Raw genomic sequence first — 13,882 nt, 5'->3', positions numbered from 1 at the left:
AATCCTAATTCAATTGTCTATATAAAAAACTATAACTATCCAGGAAACAGGTATTATCAAAATCCTTTGTAGTATCTAACCCTTTTAATGGATACCCTCCATCACTCATATTTACATCGAGTCGGTCATCAGAAAATTCCATCCAAGGTGATGACTTTCTAGCTTCACATACCGTTCTGTTTTGATTTAGCAGCCCTTCCACCAATCCCAAATTATCCCTTTGTAATATCTGGTATAAAGGGGATAATTTTTCATCCAAATTTTCCGGATTTACATGTTTAGGAATAGAGGCAATCAAATTATCATCTTCAATTTCTTTTCTAGACCAGGAAGGTTTCGATTGCAAATGGCGAAAAACTCTATTTAATGGACATAGAATTTTTTCCGTTCTAATTATTTTATCTACCGAGTTTTTGAGGATTTCATTCTCGGTTTTTTCATGGATTATATTCAAAATTTCTAATGGATTTTGAAACTGTAACTCAGGATTGTTTTTGAATTCAGTTAATAAATGATTTCCAATGTTATCACAAAGTAAATGATCAGTATAAATTTCTTTTTCCTTATTAGATGGTTTATGGATGAGGTGAGCTAGATTTTGAATTTCATCCTTGGTTACTTCCGTATTCCTTGGATTAGGATCCAACAATCTATTAAGTAGATGATTAAGAGTAGTATTGGAATCTATTTTTTCTTTCATCAACATATGGAACGAAGAATCATTAGTGATTCCACAATCTTGGAAAGGTCGGTTATATTTACCCCAAATTCCATAGGCTCTCTGGTTCGATAATATTTCCACTTGGTCTGAAATACTGTAGACCTTTCCTTCAAAACTATTCGAAAGCTTACGGATCTTATCTACCCCATTAAATCCAAATTTAGGATTTTGATAATACCTGACATATCCGAATAATTTTTCCATTCTACTGAAAAACTTCCTATAAGTCGCTTCATCCAATCCTTTGGATTCTTTGGTATAATGAGCCATACTCATTATTTGAAAATCAATTACACTATTGGAAACTGTTGATAAATTGGGAATCAATTTCCTCGCAACGCTTTGCCAGATAACTTGAAAGCCCAAAGGATCTCTTGAACCTTTTATGATATAATTGGGGTCTTGTTTGGTAATAAAATACATAAAACTAGTTAAATCATTGACTTGGCCGAATACAGTAAAGAACTTTTCTCTTGAAAACTCCTACCTACAGGCATTTTAAATCAACAAAGAATATTAATAATGGTATTAGTGTGTAAGTGAAATTCATGTTAACATTCACTTAATGTGCGAAGATAATAAAAGGAATAAAAAAGCTTTACGGATTACCGTAATAAGATTTAGATTTTATATTCTAATTTGATTCAAAACTTGAATATCAAACTATCTAAAGGTCCTATCATACAGTTCTTGTAAGAATAAAGGTTTTTTTGCATATTTTGATTTATAATGTATTACCATTTCATGATTAGTATTTCTTCATATTTTAACAACCGTTATCAAATTCTTTTTCAAGAAATTAAAAAGCAAATCTGTATTCAGGAAATTCCAAACACAAAAGATATTTGGGTAAGGGATTTTATGCCGATCAGAAATTCAAAAGGAAAATGGATTTTATTCAAATATTTTCCAAAGTATCTCCAGAACCCTAAATTCCATCATTTGATTTCTGATAACCAAACCATATGTAAGGATTTAGGAATAGAATATGAATACGTGGATATCATCATGGATGGAGGTTCCGTGGTTTACAAAAATGATTTATATTTTGTTTCCGAACGTGTATTTACAGACAATCCAAAACTTTCAAAAGAAAAGATTACTGAAATCCTGAAGGAAAAATTAGCAACTGAAAACCTGCATTTTCTTCCTGCCATGGAGAAAGACTTTACCGGTCATCTAGATGGGGTATTATACATCATAGATGATAACAGGATATTGATAAATGATGGTCAAGATGAGTATACAGAAAACCTAAAAGTCAGATTAAAAGATCTAGGATTTACCATTGAGTTCCTCCCCTATAATCCTTGTCAAAACAAAACTTACCAATCTGCAAGAGGTATTTATATTAATTTTATAGAAACAGATTCAAAGATTTTATTGCCTATTTTTAAATTACCTGAAGACGAAATGGCCATGAAAAAGCTTGAAAAAGTCTTTCCAAATAAGGAAATTTGTCCAATAGATTGTAATGATCTTGCCAAAGAAGGTGGTTTGTTGCATTGTATTAGTTGGGATTGATTTCAAGAATACATCATTATAATTATGGGTTGTCTTCCCTTCTATAAGTCCAAGTTGCCTTCGCCGCCAAACCATACTGAAAGTAATGTAAAAATATGTAAAACCTATGCTTTGCATACTTTTTACCTACTTTCACCTCGGTTTAAACATACTTAAACAGCGATTTCACCCCAAATTCAAACATATATTGAACCTTCAAGTCCTAAACCACCTGCAGAAAATGGATAATACCCGTTAAGAAAATGATCTACCGAAAAAGCCCTTCCATTCAATACATCAACATCGCAATATACCCATTGGAAGCCAGATAAATAACATACAAAATCCCTGCGATCAAGAACCAGATCGCCGAGATCAGAAACACCGAATGCTTCTCAAACCAAGTCTTCTTCACCGGCTTAGCCACCGCCAATCTTTCCACTTCCAACTGCACCTTAATCTTGTTCAATTGGTTCAGGGTTCCGGTTACCACATCATGCGATTTACTGTCCAGCCCCTGGATCCGGAAAGCCTTGTTCACCAGGTTCTGCGCCAGCTCCATATTCCCATAGGAATTCCACACAGTAACCGCCATCTCCGCAAAGCACATCCCCACCTGGTTCTTGATCCCATCAAAAGACTTCGGCAGCTTGTTGAGCTCCCTGATCGAGATCGCTGTGTTCATCCAACGGTAAAAAAGATTCAGCGTCAGCGTACGGTTCTCCATCAGAATGATCTTGTCCTTACACTGTTTGATGAATTCCGAACAGCGCTTGATCGGCTCCATGCTCTTGTCCTCCTTCTTCCTTTCCAGGTATTTCTTCTTCACCAGTTCATAGTTCTTCAGAAACGTGGGGGTATTCGATCCGCAGATATTGAACTTCAGCACATGTTCCAACAGCTCGAAGGCAATATGGCTATTGTCAAAGTTCGACCAGATCACCACGCTCAGGTAATTGATCTCATCCGCCACCTGCATCACCTGATTATGGAAACAGGCCGGCAAGCCATTGATGGCCTCCACCGAAAAATACTCCTTCACCAAGTCCACCAATCCATCGATATACTCCTCATCGTAGGCATGGTCCTCCTTCCGGATCTCCAAGATCACATCCGAGAGCCGCTTCACCCGCTCCTTCAACAGATTAAACACACTCTTATAGGCAAAAGGAAGATCACCAGGAGCGATCAATATCAGGTAATTGACCAAGACCTTTAAGCGTACCGGATCTGCCTTCTCATAGGCCTTCAATAAGGCTTGATCAAATTTCACCGAGAAATACGGACTGATGAACGAGATGAAGTCGTAGGTACGGAACTCCAGGGGCAAAACATGTTCTCGGAATAGCCTATCATTTCCATTCACCAGAAACTCGTTCAGGTCCCTGTGTTCCGCAACCAGTTGGTAGAATGGAATATGTTCCGCTTGGGACAACTTCCTGATCGCCTGCTCACACTCGGTCTTATTCAACTCCAGCCCATAATAACGGAGGTATCCACCTGATTCCTGATCCATCTCCGCAAAAAGCTTCTGCTTGGCTTCTCGGATGGTTTCTTGGTCGATGGGCAACTGAACGGAAGATCCCGTTAAATTCAGGATCTCTAAAGGATTGATAAATAGCATGTAAATAAAATATTATACTGTTTTAAGATAGTTTACATAGGTAGGACGCAAATCCTAATCAAGCGCCTAATCCAAACTTTGGATTATTTACTTTTATGCAAATTATATCCCATTTGTTAAAATAAAATGAATTTAACGTGAATTTAGTGTGAATACATACATATTTATATCTTATTAGGATATTATTCTAATAATTATAGAAATCCATCTACAATAAATTAGCCCTTAGGTAGGGCGAGTATTGAAATTCGATAAAATTGTGCTTAACAGAGAGGGTTAACGATTAAGCAAGCAAAAATTCTTAATTTTGAGAAATGCACTCCTATGATGATGAACAGGATCGGATAAAGGTTCCTCGATTTGAGGAATCCGCTGGGTTTTATACCACGCCCCAGCGCAGCAAGACCATGTCCAAGATCAGGGGAAAGAACTCCAAACCGGAGGTTATGTTGCGGAAGGCTTTATGGGCAAAGAACTACCGCTTCCGGATCCATGACAGCAGAATGCCAGGAAGGCCGGACATCCTGATCAAAAAATACCGATTGGCCATTTTTATCGATGGGGAATTCTGGCATGGGCAGGATTGGAAGGTAAACCGGGAAAGGATCAAATCGAACCGCGATTTTTGGATCCCGAAGATCGAAAGGAACATGCAGAAGGATGAACGGGTCAATCAGGCCCTTCGGAACATGGGCTATGTGGTATTCAGGTTCTGGAGCAAGGAGGTGCTGCAGAACCTGGAGCAGGTATTGAACCAGATCGATCTCTATGTGGAGACGAGGAAGTTGTATTCCTCTTAATGGTCGCGTCATTGCGAGGTTCTGCGTCATCGCGAGTAGGCACAGTCACGTCATTGCGAGGAGGCACGACGAAGCAATCTTTCCACTTTGTCATCCTGAGCAGCGTCGAAGGATCTGTACGTTTACCAAATGTAGATACTTCGACTTCGCTCAGTATGACATGGCTAAAGATTGCTTCGTTCCTCGCAATGACGAAGAGCCTCGCAATGACGAAGAGCCTCGCAATGACGAAGAGCCTCGCAATGACGCACGACGAAGCAATCTTTCATTCAAATTTTTCCTTCATATAAATCTTAATATTCAATATGGATCAAGCCGCCTGCACGGATCTTTTTCCCAGATATTTTATCCTCAAAAACCGCCTTTAACGCACAAGGATTGACCAACTCATAAGGTTTGAAACGGATCGTGACCGGAAATTTGCTCTCCAGGAATTCAGACTCTTTCATACCGGTTTCAGTAAGTTGCTGCAGGACATTGGGATTATGCAACACTTTTTTCCCTAGGCTATCGGTTATATCTACCATCAATGCCGGATAGACCATGCCATCCTTTGTCTGAAGGCCAGAAATCCCCTCAAACATCAGGGTATATTCATCTTTCGCATCCACTTTCCCATCCCTAACTATGGTATTTTTATTTTCGTTATATAAATAAATATGTTCATAATCCAAGCCTTCCTTGCCAAAAAAGAGCAATCTACCGTCTATAAGGTCGAATCGCATGTGGTAATCAAGTTTCCCTTTCCCATTCTCATCTGTAATCTCCAGGTAGATATCATAAGGACTATCCTTCGTGGAGAAGGCAGGAACCAAACTGGCTGTCAACTGCAAGGGCTTCAGGTCAGTTCCATCTTTGAGGTTCTGTGCGAGCAGGTCCGGCTCATGGAATACCGTCTCCTTTTTACTGGAAACTACCTTCATGGACATCTTTGGATAAACCCTACCCTCCTTTTCTTTCAGACCGGTTACATCGTTAAAGACAAAGCGGATATCATCAGCAAATTCAAACAGGTTATGGGGTGTTTCCTTTCCGTTCTGGATTATCTTTATGTGATCTACTCCGATCCCCTCTGAAATGGTTTCGGAATAATTCCTGAAATTCTTTTTAACGCTTTTTTCAAACTGGCAGGATCCTAAAAGAAGAATAGGTAACATGGCTAAAAATGGAAGATGTCTTTTCATGAGGTAGAGTTTTATACCTTTAAAACGTGGGATTTACGTGATTGTTTTATACGTGGTTAGGAGATAATCTCCGCGTCATTGCGAGGAGGCACGGTCGCGTCATTGCGAGGAGGCACGACGAAGCAATCTTTCGATATGCGAGAAGATTGCTTCGTTCCTCGCAATGACGAAGAGCCTCGCAATGACGAGTAAGGCTTCACAATAACGCCGAAAGAAATTGCATAATAGTTTCTTGCAGATAGATCTTGACGATTTTTTCTATAAAAAAAATGTATCTTTAGGAAATACCATTTCACATTGATTATGAAACTCTTAAAAATAACGGGAATATTTTTACTAATGACTTCCTGCGCAACATACATGTCGCCTACGGAAATCAGCAACACCTTACCTAGTTTAACTAAAGCAACCTTTTATTCCAGTATCGATGCAGCGGAAGCTGTTAAAACCTCAAATTGCAGAGTTCTTGTAGAAAACAGGAAATACCTAGCTCCAGTTGGTTTGACACGTATTGGAGATTTGAGAAATGGAGCAAGAGGTATTGATGAGTGGGTAAGGCTTGATGGTGGAAATGCTTATTCTCTTAAAAGTTATCAATGGCAAACGGTAAATGACAAAGGCGAATCCCAACTTCAACTAGAGTTTACAACCATGGTTTGTGAATAAATAAGTGCAAGCGTCATTGCGAGGAGGTACGACGAAGCAATCTTCCTACCACGTCATTGCGAGAAGGAACAACCGCGTCATTGCGAGGAGGTACGACGAAGCAATCTTTCTTCCTTTGTCATCCTGAGCAGCTTCGAAGGATCTGTACGAGTACCAAATGTAGATACTTCGACTTCGCTCAGTATGACATGGATAAAGATTGCTTCGTTCCTCGCAATGACGCGGAAAAACCTCGCAATGACGCGGAAAGACCTCGTAATGACATGGAAAGAAACATTGCTTCACTCATTGATTTTAGAAAATCTTTTAAAAAAATAAGAAATCTATATGGCAGTTTTATCGGTGTCCTTTGAAAATGAATTTGATCTTTTACTGGGTTTGTAAATAAAATATTAAGCTATCAACAAATATTTTATACATATCTTTTTAAGAGCCTAAATGGTTAAATTTGAGTGTAAAAGGCTAAGAAAGTATTGTTATGGACAAAAGAACGCAAAAATTTGACATCATTAGTTTTACGGCAGACGAAAGAGAATATTATCCTGCCTCTATGGGACGTCAGAATTGGATGTCAGACAAGAATGTAAAACACACGGAAATTGAAATCGCATTAGGACAATCGCGTTATGGTGGGCCGGTAGTAGATTTACCTATTGGAATAGAATATCCGGAAGGTCTGCGATTTGCAGCACAATTGGATTTGGCTGCATTCTCCCCTTTCGACAAAACAGGACTTTTACCAAAAAAAGGACAACTTATTTTCTTTGCTGATATAAGGAATGACATAGGTAAAGTGATTTATGCCGATATTCCTAACGAGGAATTAATCAGAGTAACCAAGGAACACGAGGAAGATTTTTTCTCTGGGGTATTAATAGACCAAATTTTTGCTGATACTGAAACGCTTGAAGAACGCTATGGTGAAGAAGAAGATGATTATGATGATGACGACTTTGAAGATGATGACGACGACTTTGAAGATGATGACGACGACTTTGAAGATGATTTAGACGATGAGGAAGAATTGGATGAGGAAGATTTGGATGAGGAAGAATTGGATGAAGATGAATTTGATGATGAAGAGGAATTGGATGATGAAGATGAATTGGATGAAGAAGATGAATTAGAGTGGAATTATTTTGCAGGTGCTGAAAGATCAAAGATATTTGGAATTTATACCAACTGCCAATTACAAGAAGAAGAGATTGAGGAAATTACATTTTCAGATAAACTGGTACTCTTACAGGTTGGTGAAAATGGTTTTAATGATGAGGGTGTTTTTAGCGTACTTATTCCGAAAGAAGATTTAAAAAACCTGAATTTCGTGAACTGTGAATTTGTATGGGCGCAGTCGTAATTTTCGAGATTGAGGAGAAGTTAAAACCGCGTCATTGCGAGGAGGCACATGCGCGTCATTGCGAGGAGGCACGACGAAGAAATCTGAACGTCATTGCGAGGAGGCACAACGAAGCAATCTGAACGTCATTGCGAGGAGGCACGACGAAGCAATCTTTAGACTTTGTCATCCTGAGCAGCGTCGAAGGATCTGTACGTGTACCATGTTTAGATGCTTCGACTTCGCTCAGCATGACAAGAGGAAAGATTGCTTCGTTCCTCGCAATGACGTTCTTCTTACTGCTTAATGCCTTTAAACCTAAACTGTCCAGCTTTTTTTACATCTCCCAAGGTAGAAACCGTTAAAGAATTATCCTTTCCATAGAACAGAAACGTCCCTTTTGGATCATTTTCAGGATTCACGATATACCCATCCTCCGGAAATACATCAAAGATCTCCGCTACACCACCCGTATTTGCTGCCGGTGTAACCTTCACCTTCCCCTCGCCTGCCGAGGTAATCGTCAAAGTCGTATTATCAAAGATCTTAATTCCGGTAGCCGGGTAAACCGTCATCTCTCCAGTATATGTGCCTTCCACATCGCTATTGGAAACATCATCATCTTTACTACAACCGGAAAAGCCAAAGGAAGTCAACGCTATAAATGCCAAGCAGAATAATTTGTTTTTCGTTCTCATGTGTTAGATTTTAAGGTCAATATTTTATTAATAAATGAAATTGTGTGATTGTCCTTGAAGCGCAATTTCCTTGCCAATAAATTTCGTAACTTTGCGGTTTCACATTATATATAATCCATCTGCTGTGTCATTAGATAAATTAAAGCTTAGCAAAAGACTTCACGCCAATATGAGCGAATTGGGCTATTTTACCGCCAAGGAATTCCAATTGAGAACCTTGTCCCGCATCATTGGCGGACATAGTATCCTCGGAATTGCACCTGAAGGAACCGGTAAGACAACCACCTACATATTGGGGGTACTTTCGCGTTTGAAATATACCCAGGATGAAGCGCCTAAGGTTTTGATCCTGACACCGAATGAGGAGAAAATCGCTGAGATCATCGAACAGTTCTATGCCATCAGCAAGAATAAAGATCTCCATATCATGGGCCTAAAACCTTCTGGAAGCATGGAGGAAGAAATTGAAGGATTGGTGCGTGGAGTGGATATCGTGGTGGCAACACCAAATCGTGCCCGCGCGGTATACCTGAAATTGGGGCTTAACCTGAACCGGATCCAGACCTTCATCCTGGATGATGCGGAAGAGATGGTTAAACAGGGCATGGCCACCAATGTACGCGAATTGGCACAGAGCTGTGGCAATGTGCAATACCTTTGTTTCAGTACGGTGGACCATGATAAACTGCACCTGATGATCGATGAGTTCATGCCTTTCCCTACTTTGGTGGAAGTGGATGAATTATCCGCAGATGAGATCGATACGCACGACCTGATGCTCTATCAGGTTCCTAATTTCACGACCAAGATCAACTTGCTGAACAACCTGATGGCGGATGAGGAAGTGTTTGAGAAGGTTGTAGTATTTGCCAATTCCCGTCAGACAGCACAGAAACTGAAAGAAAGACTGCAGGTGAAGAAAGGTTCAGCCGTTCTTTATCAATTGTACGATGAGGATAACCATCGGATCGATGATATCGAAATATTCAAACAGAATTCCGATTATCGGATCTTATTGGTCGCCAACGAGGATGGCCATGAACTGAATCTGTCGGGCATCCCATTTATTTTCCACATCGATATTCCGGAGGATAAGGATGTTTTTGTGAAGCATGTATTGAAATCCGGCTCGGATAACGGCCAGGATGAGGCAATCGCCATTACCTTTTCGACGGACATTGAATTGCCGGAATTAAGGAAGATCGAACAGGCATTGGGCAAGAAGATTCCGGTGATGGATCTGCCGGAGGATTTATTGATCTATTCCCCATCCAATGATAGCGGAAAGCAAAAGGAAGAAGAGGATGAAACTAGAGGTGGCGCCTTCCACAAAAAGAAGGAAAGCAATAGCAAGACTTATAATTATGGCAGCGGCGTAAAGGCGAAAATGAGCAAAGCGAATAAGAGAAGGTAGGGTTTAGATTATAGATGATAGATATTAGACGTTAGAACCGTCATTGCGAGGTACTCTTCCCGTCATTGCGAGGTATGAAGCAATCTTTCCTGCGTCATTGCGAGGAACGAAGCAATCTTTTCTTTCGTGTCATCCTGAGCAACGTCGAAGGATCTGTATGTTGGCCAAATGTAGATGCTTCGACTTCGCTCAGCATGACATGTGGGAAGATTGCTTCGTCGTGCCTCCTCGCAATGACGGACAAAGTGCCTCCCATGACGCATTTCCTCACAATGACGCTTTTACTAGCGATGACGGACAAAACCCCTCACGTTTCTCCGCCTAATTCCCAGCAATACAACGGATAGGCGTACTTTCTACGGTATTTCCGCTATGCGGTTGTTGAATAACCACACTAGCTGTATTGGAACTTGTATTGGCAATCAAGGTTAATCTGGAATTGACTCTGGGCGCTAGGAAATAACTATTGAAATATAATCCATATGTTCCTCGGTAACTGATGAAGGGAGCGAATGAATAATTTTGATCATTTGAAGTATACCCCAAAATCGTATAATAACCTTGCAAAGGCATGGTTAATTTAACCGATTTCTTCCTTTTACTCGTGAAAACAAATGCCGAATTATAATTAGTAGAACTCGTTGTAAAATTACCTGAATTCCTGGTTATGATCGTGCTAGATAATAAATCATCCATCTCTGGTTTAGTAGGAACCCTAAAACCTGTAGGGCAAGGATCATTCGTGATGTTCTTTTTGGGAGCGGCCTCCGTACCTGTATTCCACGCAGTAGGTGAATTAAAATTGGAGCTAACCCATCCTGAAGGTGCACTCGATAAATTTGACGTCCCAGAACCAACCACAAATTTTCTCCCCCATTGGTAATAATTCCCCTGATGTAGATAAGTCGTTGGATTCGCATCAGGATCTCCAGCTGTTGCTCCCACATTCAATCGCATCCATACCTTTCCATTGATCCTAACCGCCTTTTGATTTTCATAAGTAAGGAATTCATCATTAGGCACTATTGTCAACTTCATATTGTATTTAAACCCAGCTACTACCGTAACAGGACCTATAGGTGTGATATTAGCAGGTGCCGTGACATGGGTGATTCTTAAGTTACCTATCGTCAATGTTGTTCCCGCAGGACTTGCATTGATGATCGCTGGTGCCGCCGTCTTTATCATACTATTTCCTGCAGGAAATACCAAAGGAACAGTCGTAGCAGTACCAGACGGGGTAATATTACCTGTACTTAAATTCAAAGTTGAAATTGGTAAATGATTATTCAAGGTAACTCCCGATAGAGCATCGATATCGTATTCCGTTTGGGAAGCATCGATGGTAGTCGTTATCTGTGTTAATTTATGTTTCAAAACCACATCCAGATTGGTCGCTGTATTCTGTGGCAAAGTCAGGTCTCTTCTGAAATACATCAGGTCCATGTTTCCTGCCGGTGCAACTACGCTAGCAGTATTAAGGGTTTTGTTGGCCGGATTGCTGAAGGTAATGGCAGGCAAAACCGAAGTAGAATTTACAGAATAGGCGACGAAGATATAGGACACCGTTCCATCGAGCATCAGCTTTGCTGCACTGGCCTCTTGCGTATATACATAATCTACTTCCCGCAGGTAATCGCCATTGGCTTTGAACACCACTAATTTATAACGTACATTAGGCGATAAAGGATTCTTTTCTGCCTTCAGATCAGCCGATGCATTTTGGCTTGTTGAAGCCTTTATTTTTCTAGCGATATTGGGCGAGAATTGGCCTGTAGGGATCAATTCGGCCTTCAACAAAAATTTATCGTTTAGTTCAATGGTATGGCTTTCAATAGGTAGACCAATGGATGCCATAGTTTTAGCTTCCTGATCGTTGTTGTTTCCAATATCGCCACCATCCTCGTAATTGCTGTTGGCATCGATATTTACAGTTACCAGAACAGGCTCTCCAGCACCTTCCCCACTTCCTGAGTTTTTGTCGCAGGAGATGAAGGTAAAAGTTAAAAACGTGAAACTGATAAGGGTGAAATATATAGGGAGATGTAATCCTTTTTTCATGTTGTTGATGTTGAATCTTTAATAATTAGTTGGGAAGTATTTGTAATAAATGGATGGGATGGATATGGATTACCAGCCGTAAGTACCATTGATATCACTACCTGTCTCCCATTCATCCTCAATAATCCCTTTGGAATTGGTGGTGCGAACTTCCGCAGACCCAACAGCAATTCCGTTCTCTAATTCTATTAAATGCAATGTAATTTTAGGGCTTATATAAGCCGCTTTTTCCCCGCTGCCCATTATCGTATTGTTTTTCATTTTGATGTTAGTGTGTGAATCATTAATGTTGGAATGATTAATGATTTCTATTAATTCGGAAGCAAAAGTAGGTGGAAAAAGAATGTTTTTACGGATAATTTTTATGGTTTTTTGCGGTTGTAGTTTGCTAACCACAAAGGTGTTGGAACAACTATGATGGAGGGGATTTAACCGTCATTGCGAGGGACTTCAGCCGTCATTGCGAGGAACTTCTGCCGTCATTGCGAGGCACGAAGCAATCTTTTCTTTCGTGGTGGGAGGAACGAAGCAATCTTTTCTTTCGTGTCATCCTGAGCAAAGTCGAAGGATCTGTATGTTGGCCAAATGTAGATGCTTCGACTTCGCTCAGCATGACATGTGGGAAGATTGCTTCGTCGTGCCTCCTCGCAATGACGAGGGTTATTTCTTCAAAAAAGCTTTCAACGGTACAATAAATCGATCAAAAGTTTCAATATGAGGTAAATGACCAACATCATCCAGCTCTACCAATTCCGAACCTTTAATCAATTTCTGGGTTTTCTTACCCAGCAATTGATACTGCCCCATCGACTCCCTAACCACCGGATCCTTCACCGTATTCTTTCCAATAGCCGTTCTATCCCTCGTACCAATAATCAACAAAGTTGGAACATTCAAATCCTTAAACTCATAAACCACAGGCTGCGTAAATATCATATCCGCGGTCTTCGCATTCACCATCGCCACTTGGGGATAATCCGGCGATTTCACCCAACCCGTCAACAGATAAACCCACTCATCATAATTTTCCTTCCATTTCTTATCGTAGTAAAAAGTATTCTGATATTCACGCGTACTTTCATATGTCGCTTTCAGCTCATTCTGATAATGCTGATCAATCGAAGTATAACTCGCTACTGTCTTCCAATCCTCTAAACCGATCGGATTCTCCAATATCAATTTCTTGCACATCTCCGGATACATCAGCGCAAATCTAGTCGCCAACATGCCACCCATCGAATGCCCCAACAGGTTTATCTTCTCCACGTTCAGCTCCTCCAAAAGCATTTTGGTATTCAAAGCAAGCTGTTGAAAACTGAACTGATAACCAACTGGTTTGGAAGACTTTCCAAAGCCCACCTGATCCGGAACAATAACCCGATAACCATCTTTATTTAAAGCAGCGATCAGCTCCCGCCAATACGCCCCATTGAAATTCTTTCCATGCAATAAAACCACCACTTCCCCATTCGGATTATCAGTAGCCGCCACATCCATATAGCCCATTTTCAGATCCTCCCCCTGACTGTTGAAGGAAAAATACTTCACCTCATAGGGGTATTTATAATTGTTCAGCATGATATCCAACACCGGTCGGTTCTCCTGTGCGGATAAAGAAGTCGAGTGGAATATAAAGGACCAAAAAGCAATAGCAAATAATAAAATCGAGTTTTTCATGATAATCTGTTTAAACGAGTCTACAATGATTTTTTTCCTCTTAAACACAACAAAAACTAAGCCGTAGAAAACCAACACAATAAATTAATATTTAACCAATTTTAAATATTAATTAATGTTCAATTAACAAAACGATGATATTTTTGAGCTTTATTAAATTATTAAGCAATCAACCTAATTTTAGAGCCGAAATATTAG

Annotated in this window: 12 protein-coding genes; 5 read left to right on the top strand and 7 right to left on the bottom strand. The window is 40.1% G+C overall.

Going from position 1 to position 13,882, the window contains the following annotated elements:
* Positions 1 to 4: 4 nt before the first annotated feature.
* A complete protein-coding gene (locus E3D81_RS14125) occupies positions 5 to 925 on the bottom strand; it encodes a hypothetical protein (RefSeq protein ID WP_134777884.1) in 921 nt (306 codons plus the stop codon).
* Between the two features lie 540 nt (positions 926 to 1,465).
* On the opposite strand from E3D81_RS14125, the gene E3D81_RS14120 reads away from it, so the two are divergent.
* Entirely contained in the window at positions 1,466 to 2,245 is a 780-nt protein-coding gene (locus E3D81_RS14120) for an agmatine deiminase family protein (protein ID WP_167554317.1), read from the top strand.
* Positions 2,246 to 2,513: 268 nt separating this feature from the next.
* Here E3D81_RS14120 and E3D81_RS14115 read toward each other — a convergent pair whose 3' ends face one another.
* Positions 2,514 to 3,848: a hypothetical protein gene (locus E3D81_RS14115; protein ID WP_134777882.1), complete on the bottom strand. Its 1,335-nt coding sequence runs from the start codon at positions 3,846 to 3,848 to the stop codon at positions 2,514 to 2,516.
* A 314-nt stretch (positions 3,849 to 4,162) separates the two neighbouring features.
* On the opposite strand from E3D81_RS14115, the gene E3D81_RS14110 reads away from it, so the two are divergent.
* Positions 4,163 to 4,648 carry a very short patch repair endonuclease gene (locus E3D81_RS14110; protein WP_134777881.1) on the top strand — a complete coding sequence of 162 codons (486 nt, stop codon included), beginning with the start codon at positions 4,163 to 4,165 and terminating at the stop codon, positions 4,646 to 4,648.
* Between the two features lie 293 nt (positions 4,649 to 4,941).
* On the opposite strand, the gene E3D81_RS14105 is transcribed toward E3D81_RS14110, so the two are convergent.
* A complete protein-coding gene (locus tag E3D81_RS14105; protein ID WP_134777880.1) occupies positions 4,942 to 5,832 on the bottom strand; it encodes a hypothetical protein in 891 nt (296 codons plus the stop codon).
* Positions 5,833 to 6,135: 303 nt separating this feature from the next.
* Between E3D81_RS14105 and E3D81_RS14100 the strand changes: the two genes are divergently transcribed.
* Both E3D81_RS14100 and E3D81_RS14095 read left to right on the top strand, forming a co-directional pair.
* On the top strand, positions 6,136 to 6,498 hold the full coding sequence (locus tag E3D81_RS14100; protein WP_134777879.1) for a hypothetical protein: 363 nt from the start codon (positions 6,136 to 6,138) through the stop codon (positions 6,496 to 6,498).
* A 478-nt stretch (positions 6,499 to 6,976) separates the two neighbouring features.
* The gene (locus E3D81_RS14095) at positions 6,977 to 7,855 is read left to right on the top strand and encodes a DUF1963 domain-containing protein (RefSeq protein ID WP_134777878.1); all 879 of its coding nucleotides are present in this window, start codon (positions 6,977 to 6,979) and stop codon (positions 7,853 to 7,855) included.
* Positions 7,856 to 8,130: 275 nt separating this feature from the next.
* On the opposite strand, the gene E3D81_RS14090 is transcribed toward E3D81_RS14095, so the two are convergent.
* Positions 8,131 to 8,532: a hypothetical protein gene (locus E3D81_RS14090; protein WP_134777877.1), complete on the bottom strand. Its 402-nt coding sequence runs from the start codon at positions 8,530 to 8,532 to the stop codon at positions 8,131 to 8,133.
* A 124-nt stretch (positions 8,533 to 8,656) separates the two neighbouring features.
* Between E3D81_RS14090 and E3D81_RS14085 the strand changes: the two genes are divergently transcribed.
* Positions 8,657 to 9,946: a DEAD/DEAH box helicase gene (locus E3D81_RS14085; protein WP_245153227.1), complete on the top strand. Its 1,290-nt coding sequence runs from the start codon at positions 8,657 to 8,659 to the stop codon at positions 9,944 to 9,946.
* A gap of 321 nt (positions 9,947 to 10,267) precedes the next feature.
* On the opposite strand, the gene E3D81_RS14080 is transcribed toward E3D81_RS14085, so the two are convergent.
* From E3D81_RS14080 to E3D81_RS14070, 3 genes are all read right to left on the bottom strand, one after another.
* Positions 10,268 to 12,007, bottom strand: a complete 1,740-nt coding sequence (locus E3D81_RS14080) for an FISUMP domain-containing protein (protein ID WP_134777876.1) — start codon at positions 12,005 to 12,007, stop codon at positions 10,268 to 10,270.
* A 69-nt stretch (positions 12,008 to 12,076) separates the two neighbouring features.
* The gene (locus tag E3D81_RS17260) at positions 12,077 to 12,268 is read right to left on the bottom strand and encodes a hypothetical protein (protein WP_167554316.1); all 192 of its coding nucleotides are present in this window, start codon (positions 12,266 to 12,268) and stop codon (positions 12,077 to 12,079) included.
* A 399-nt stretch (positions 12,269 to 12,667) separates the two neighbouring features.
* Positions 12,668 to 13,684: an alpha/beta fold hydrolase gene (locus E3D81_RS14070; RefSeq protein WP_134777874.1), complete on the bottom strand. Its 1,017-nt coding sequence runs from the start codon at positions 13,682 to 13,684 to the stop codon at positions 12,668 to 12,670.
* Positions 13,685 to 13,882 lie beyond the last annotated feature (198 nt).

It is taken from the genome of Sphingobacterium sp. CZ-2, from assembly GCF_004526235.1.
Classification (GTDB): domain Bacteria; phylum Bacteroidota; class Bacteroidia; order Sphingobacteriales; family Sphingobacteriaceae; genus Sphingobacterium; species Sphingobacterium tenebrionis.
This window is presented reverse-complemented; position numbering and strand designations above follow the sequence as displayed.

Excerpts from the sequence above, each read along its gene's own strand:
- E3D81_RS17260 (WP_167554316.1), bottom strand. The coding sequence starts at position 12,268 with ATGAAAAACAATACGATAATGGGCAGCGGGGAAAAAGCGGCTTATATA.
- E3D81_RS14090 (WP_134777877.1), bottom strand. The coding sequence starts at position 8,532 with ATGAGAACGAAAAACAAATTATTCTGCTTGGCATTTATAGCGTTGACT.
- E3D81_RS14110 (WP_134777881.1), top strand. The coding sequence starts at position 4,163 with ATGCACTCCTATGATGATGAACAGGATCGGATAAAGGTTCCTCGATTT.
- E3D81_RS14120 (WP_167554317.1), top strand. The coding sequence starts at position 1,466 with ATGATTAGTATTTCTTCATATTTTAACAACCGTTATCAAATTCTTTTT.
- E3D81_RS14125 (WP_134777884.1), bottom strand. The coding sequence starts at position 925 with ATGGAAAAATTATTCGGATATGTCAGGTATTATCAAAATCCTAAATTT.
- E3D81_RS14105 (WP_134777880.1), bottom strand. The coding sequence starts at position 5,832 with ATGAAAAGACATCTTCCATTTTTAGCCATGTTACCTATTCTTCTTTTA.
- E3D81_RS14095 (WP_134777878.1), top strand. The coding sequence starts at position 6,977 with ATGGACAAAAGAACGCAAAAATTTGACATCATTAGTTTTACGGCAGAC.
- E3D81_RS14080 (WP_134777876.1), bottom strand. The coding sequence starts at position 12,007 with ATGAAAAAAGGATTACATCTCCCTATATATTTCACCCTTATCAGTTTC.
- E3D81_RS14115 (WP_134777882.1), bottom strand. The coding sequence starts at position 3,848 with ATGCTATTTATCAATCCTTTAGAGATCCTGAATTTAACGGGATCTTCC.
- E3D81_RS14070 (WP_134777874.1), bottom strand. The coding sequence starts at position 13,684 with ATGAAAAACTCGATTTTATTATTTGCTATTGCTTTTTGGTCCTTTATA.
- E3D81_RS14100 (WP_134777879.1), top strand. The coding sequence starts at position 6,136 with ATGAAACTCTTAAAAATAACGGGAATATTTTTACTAATGACTTCCTGC.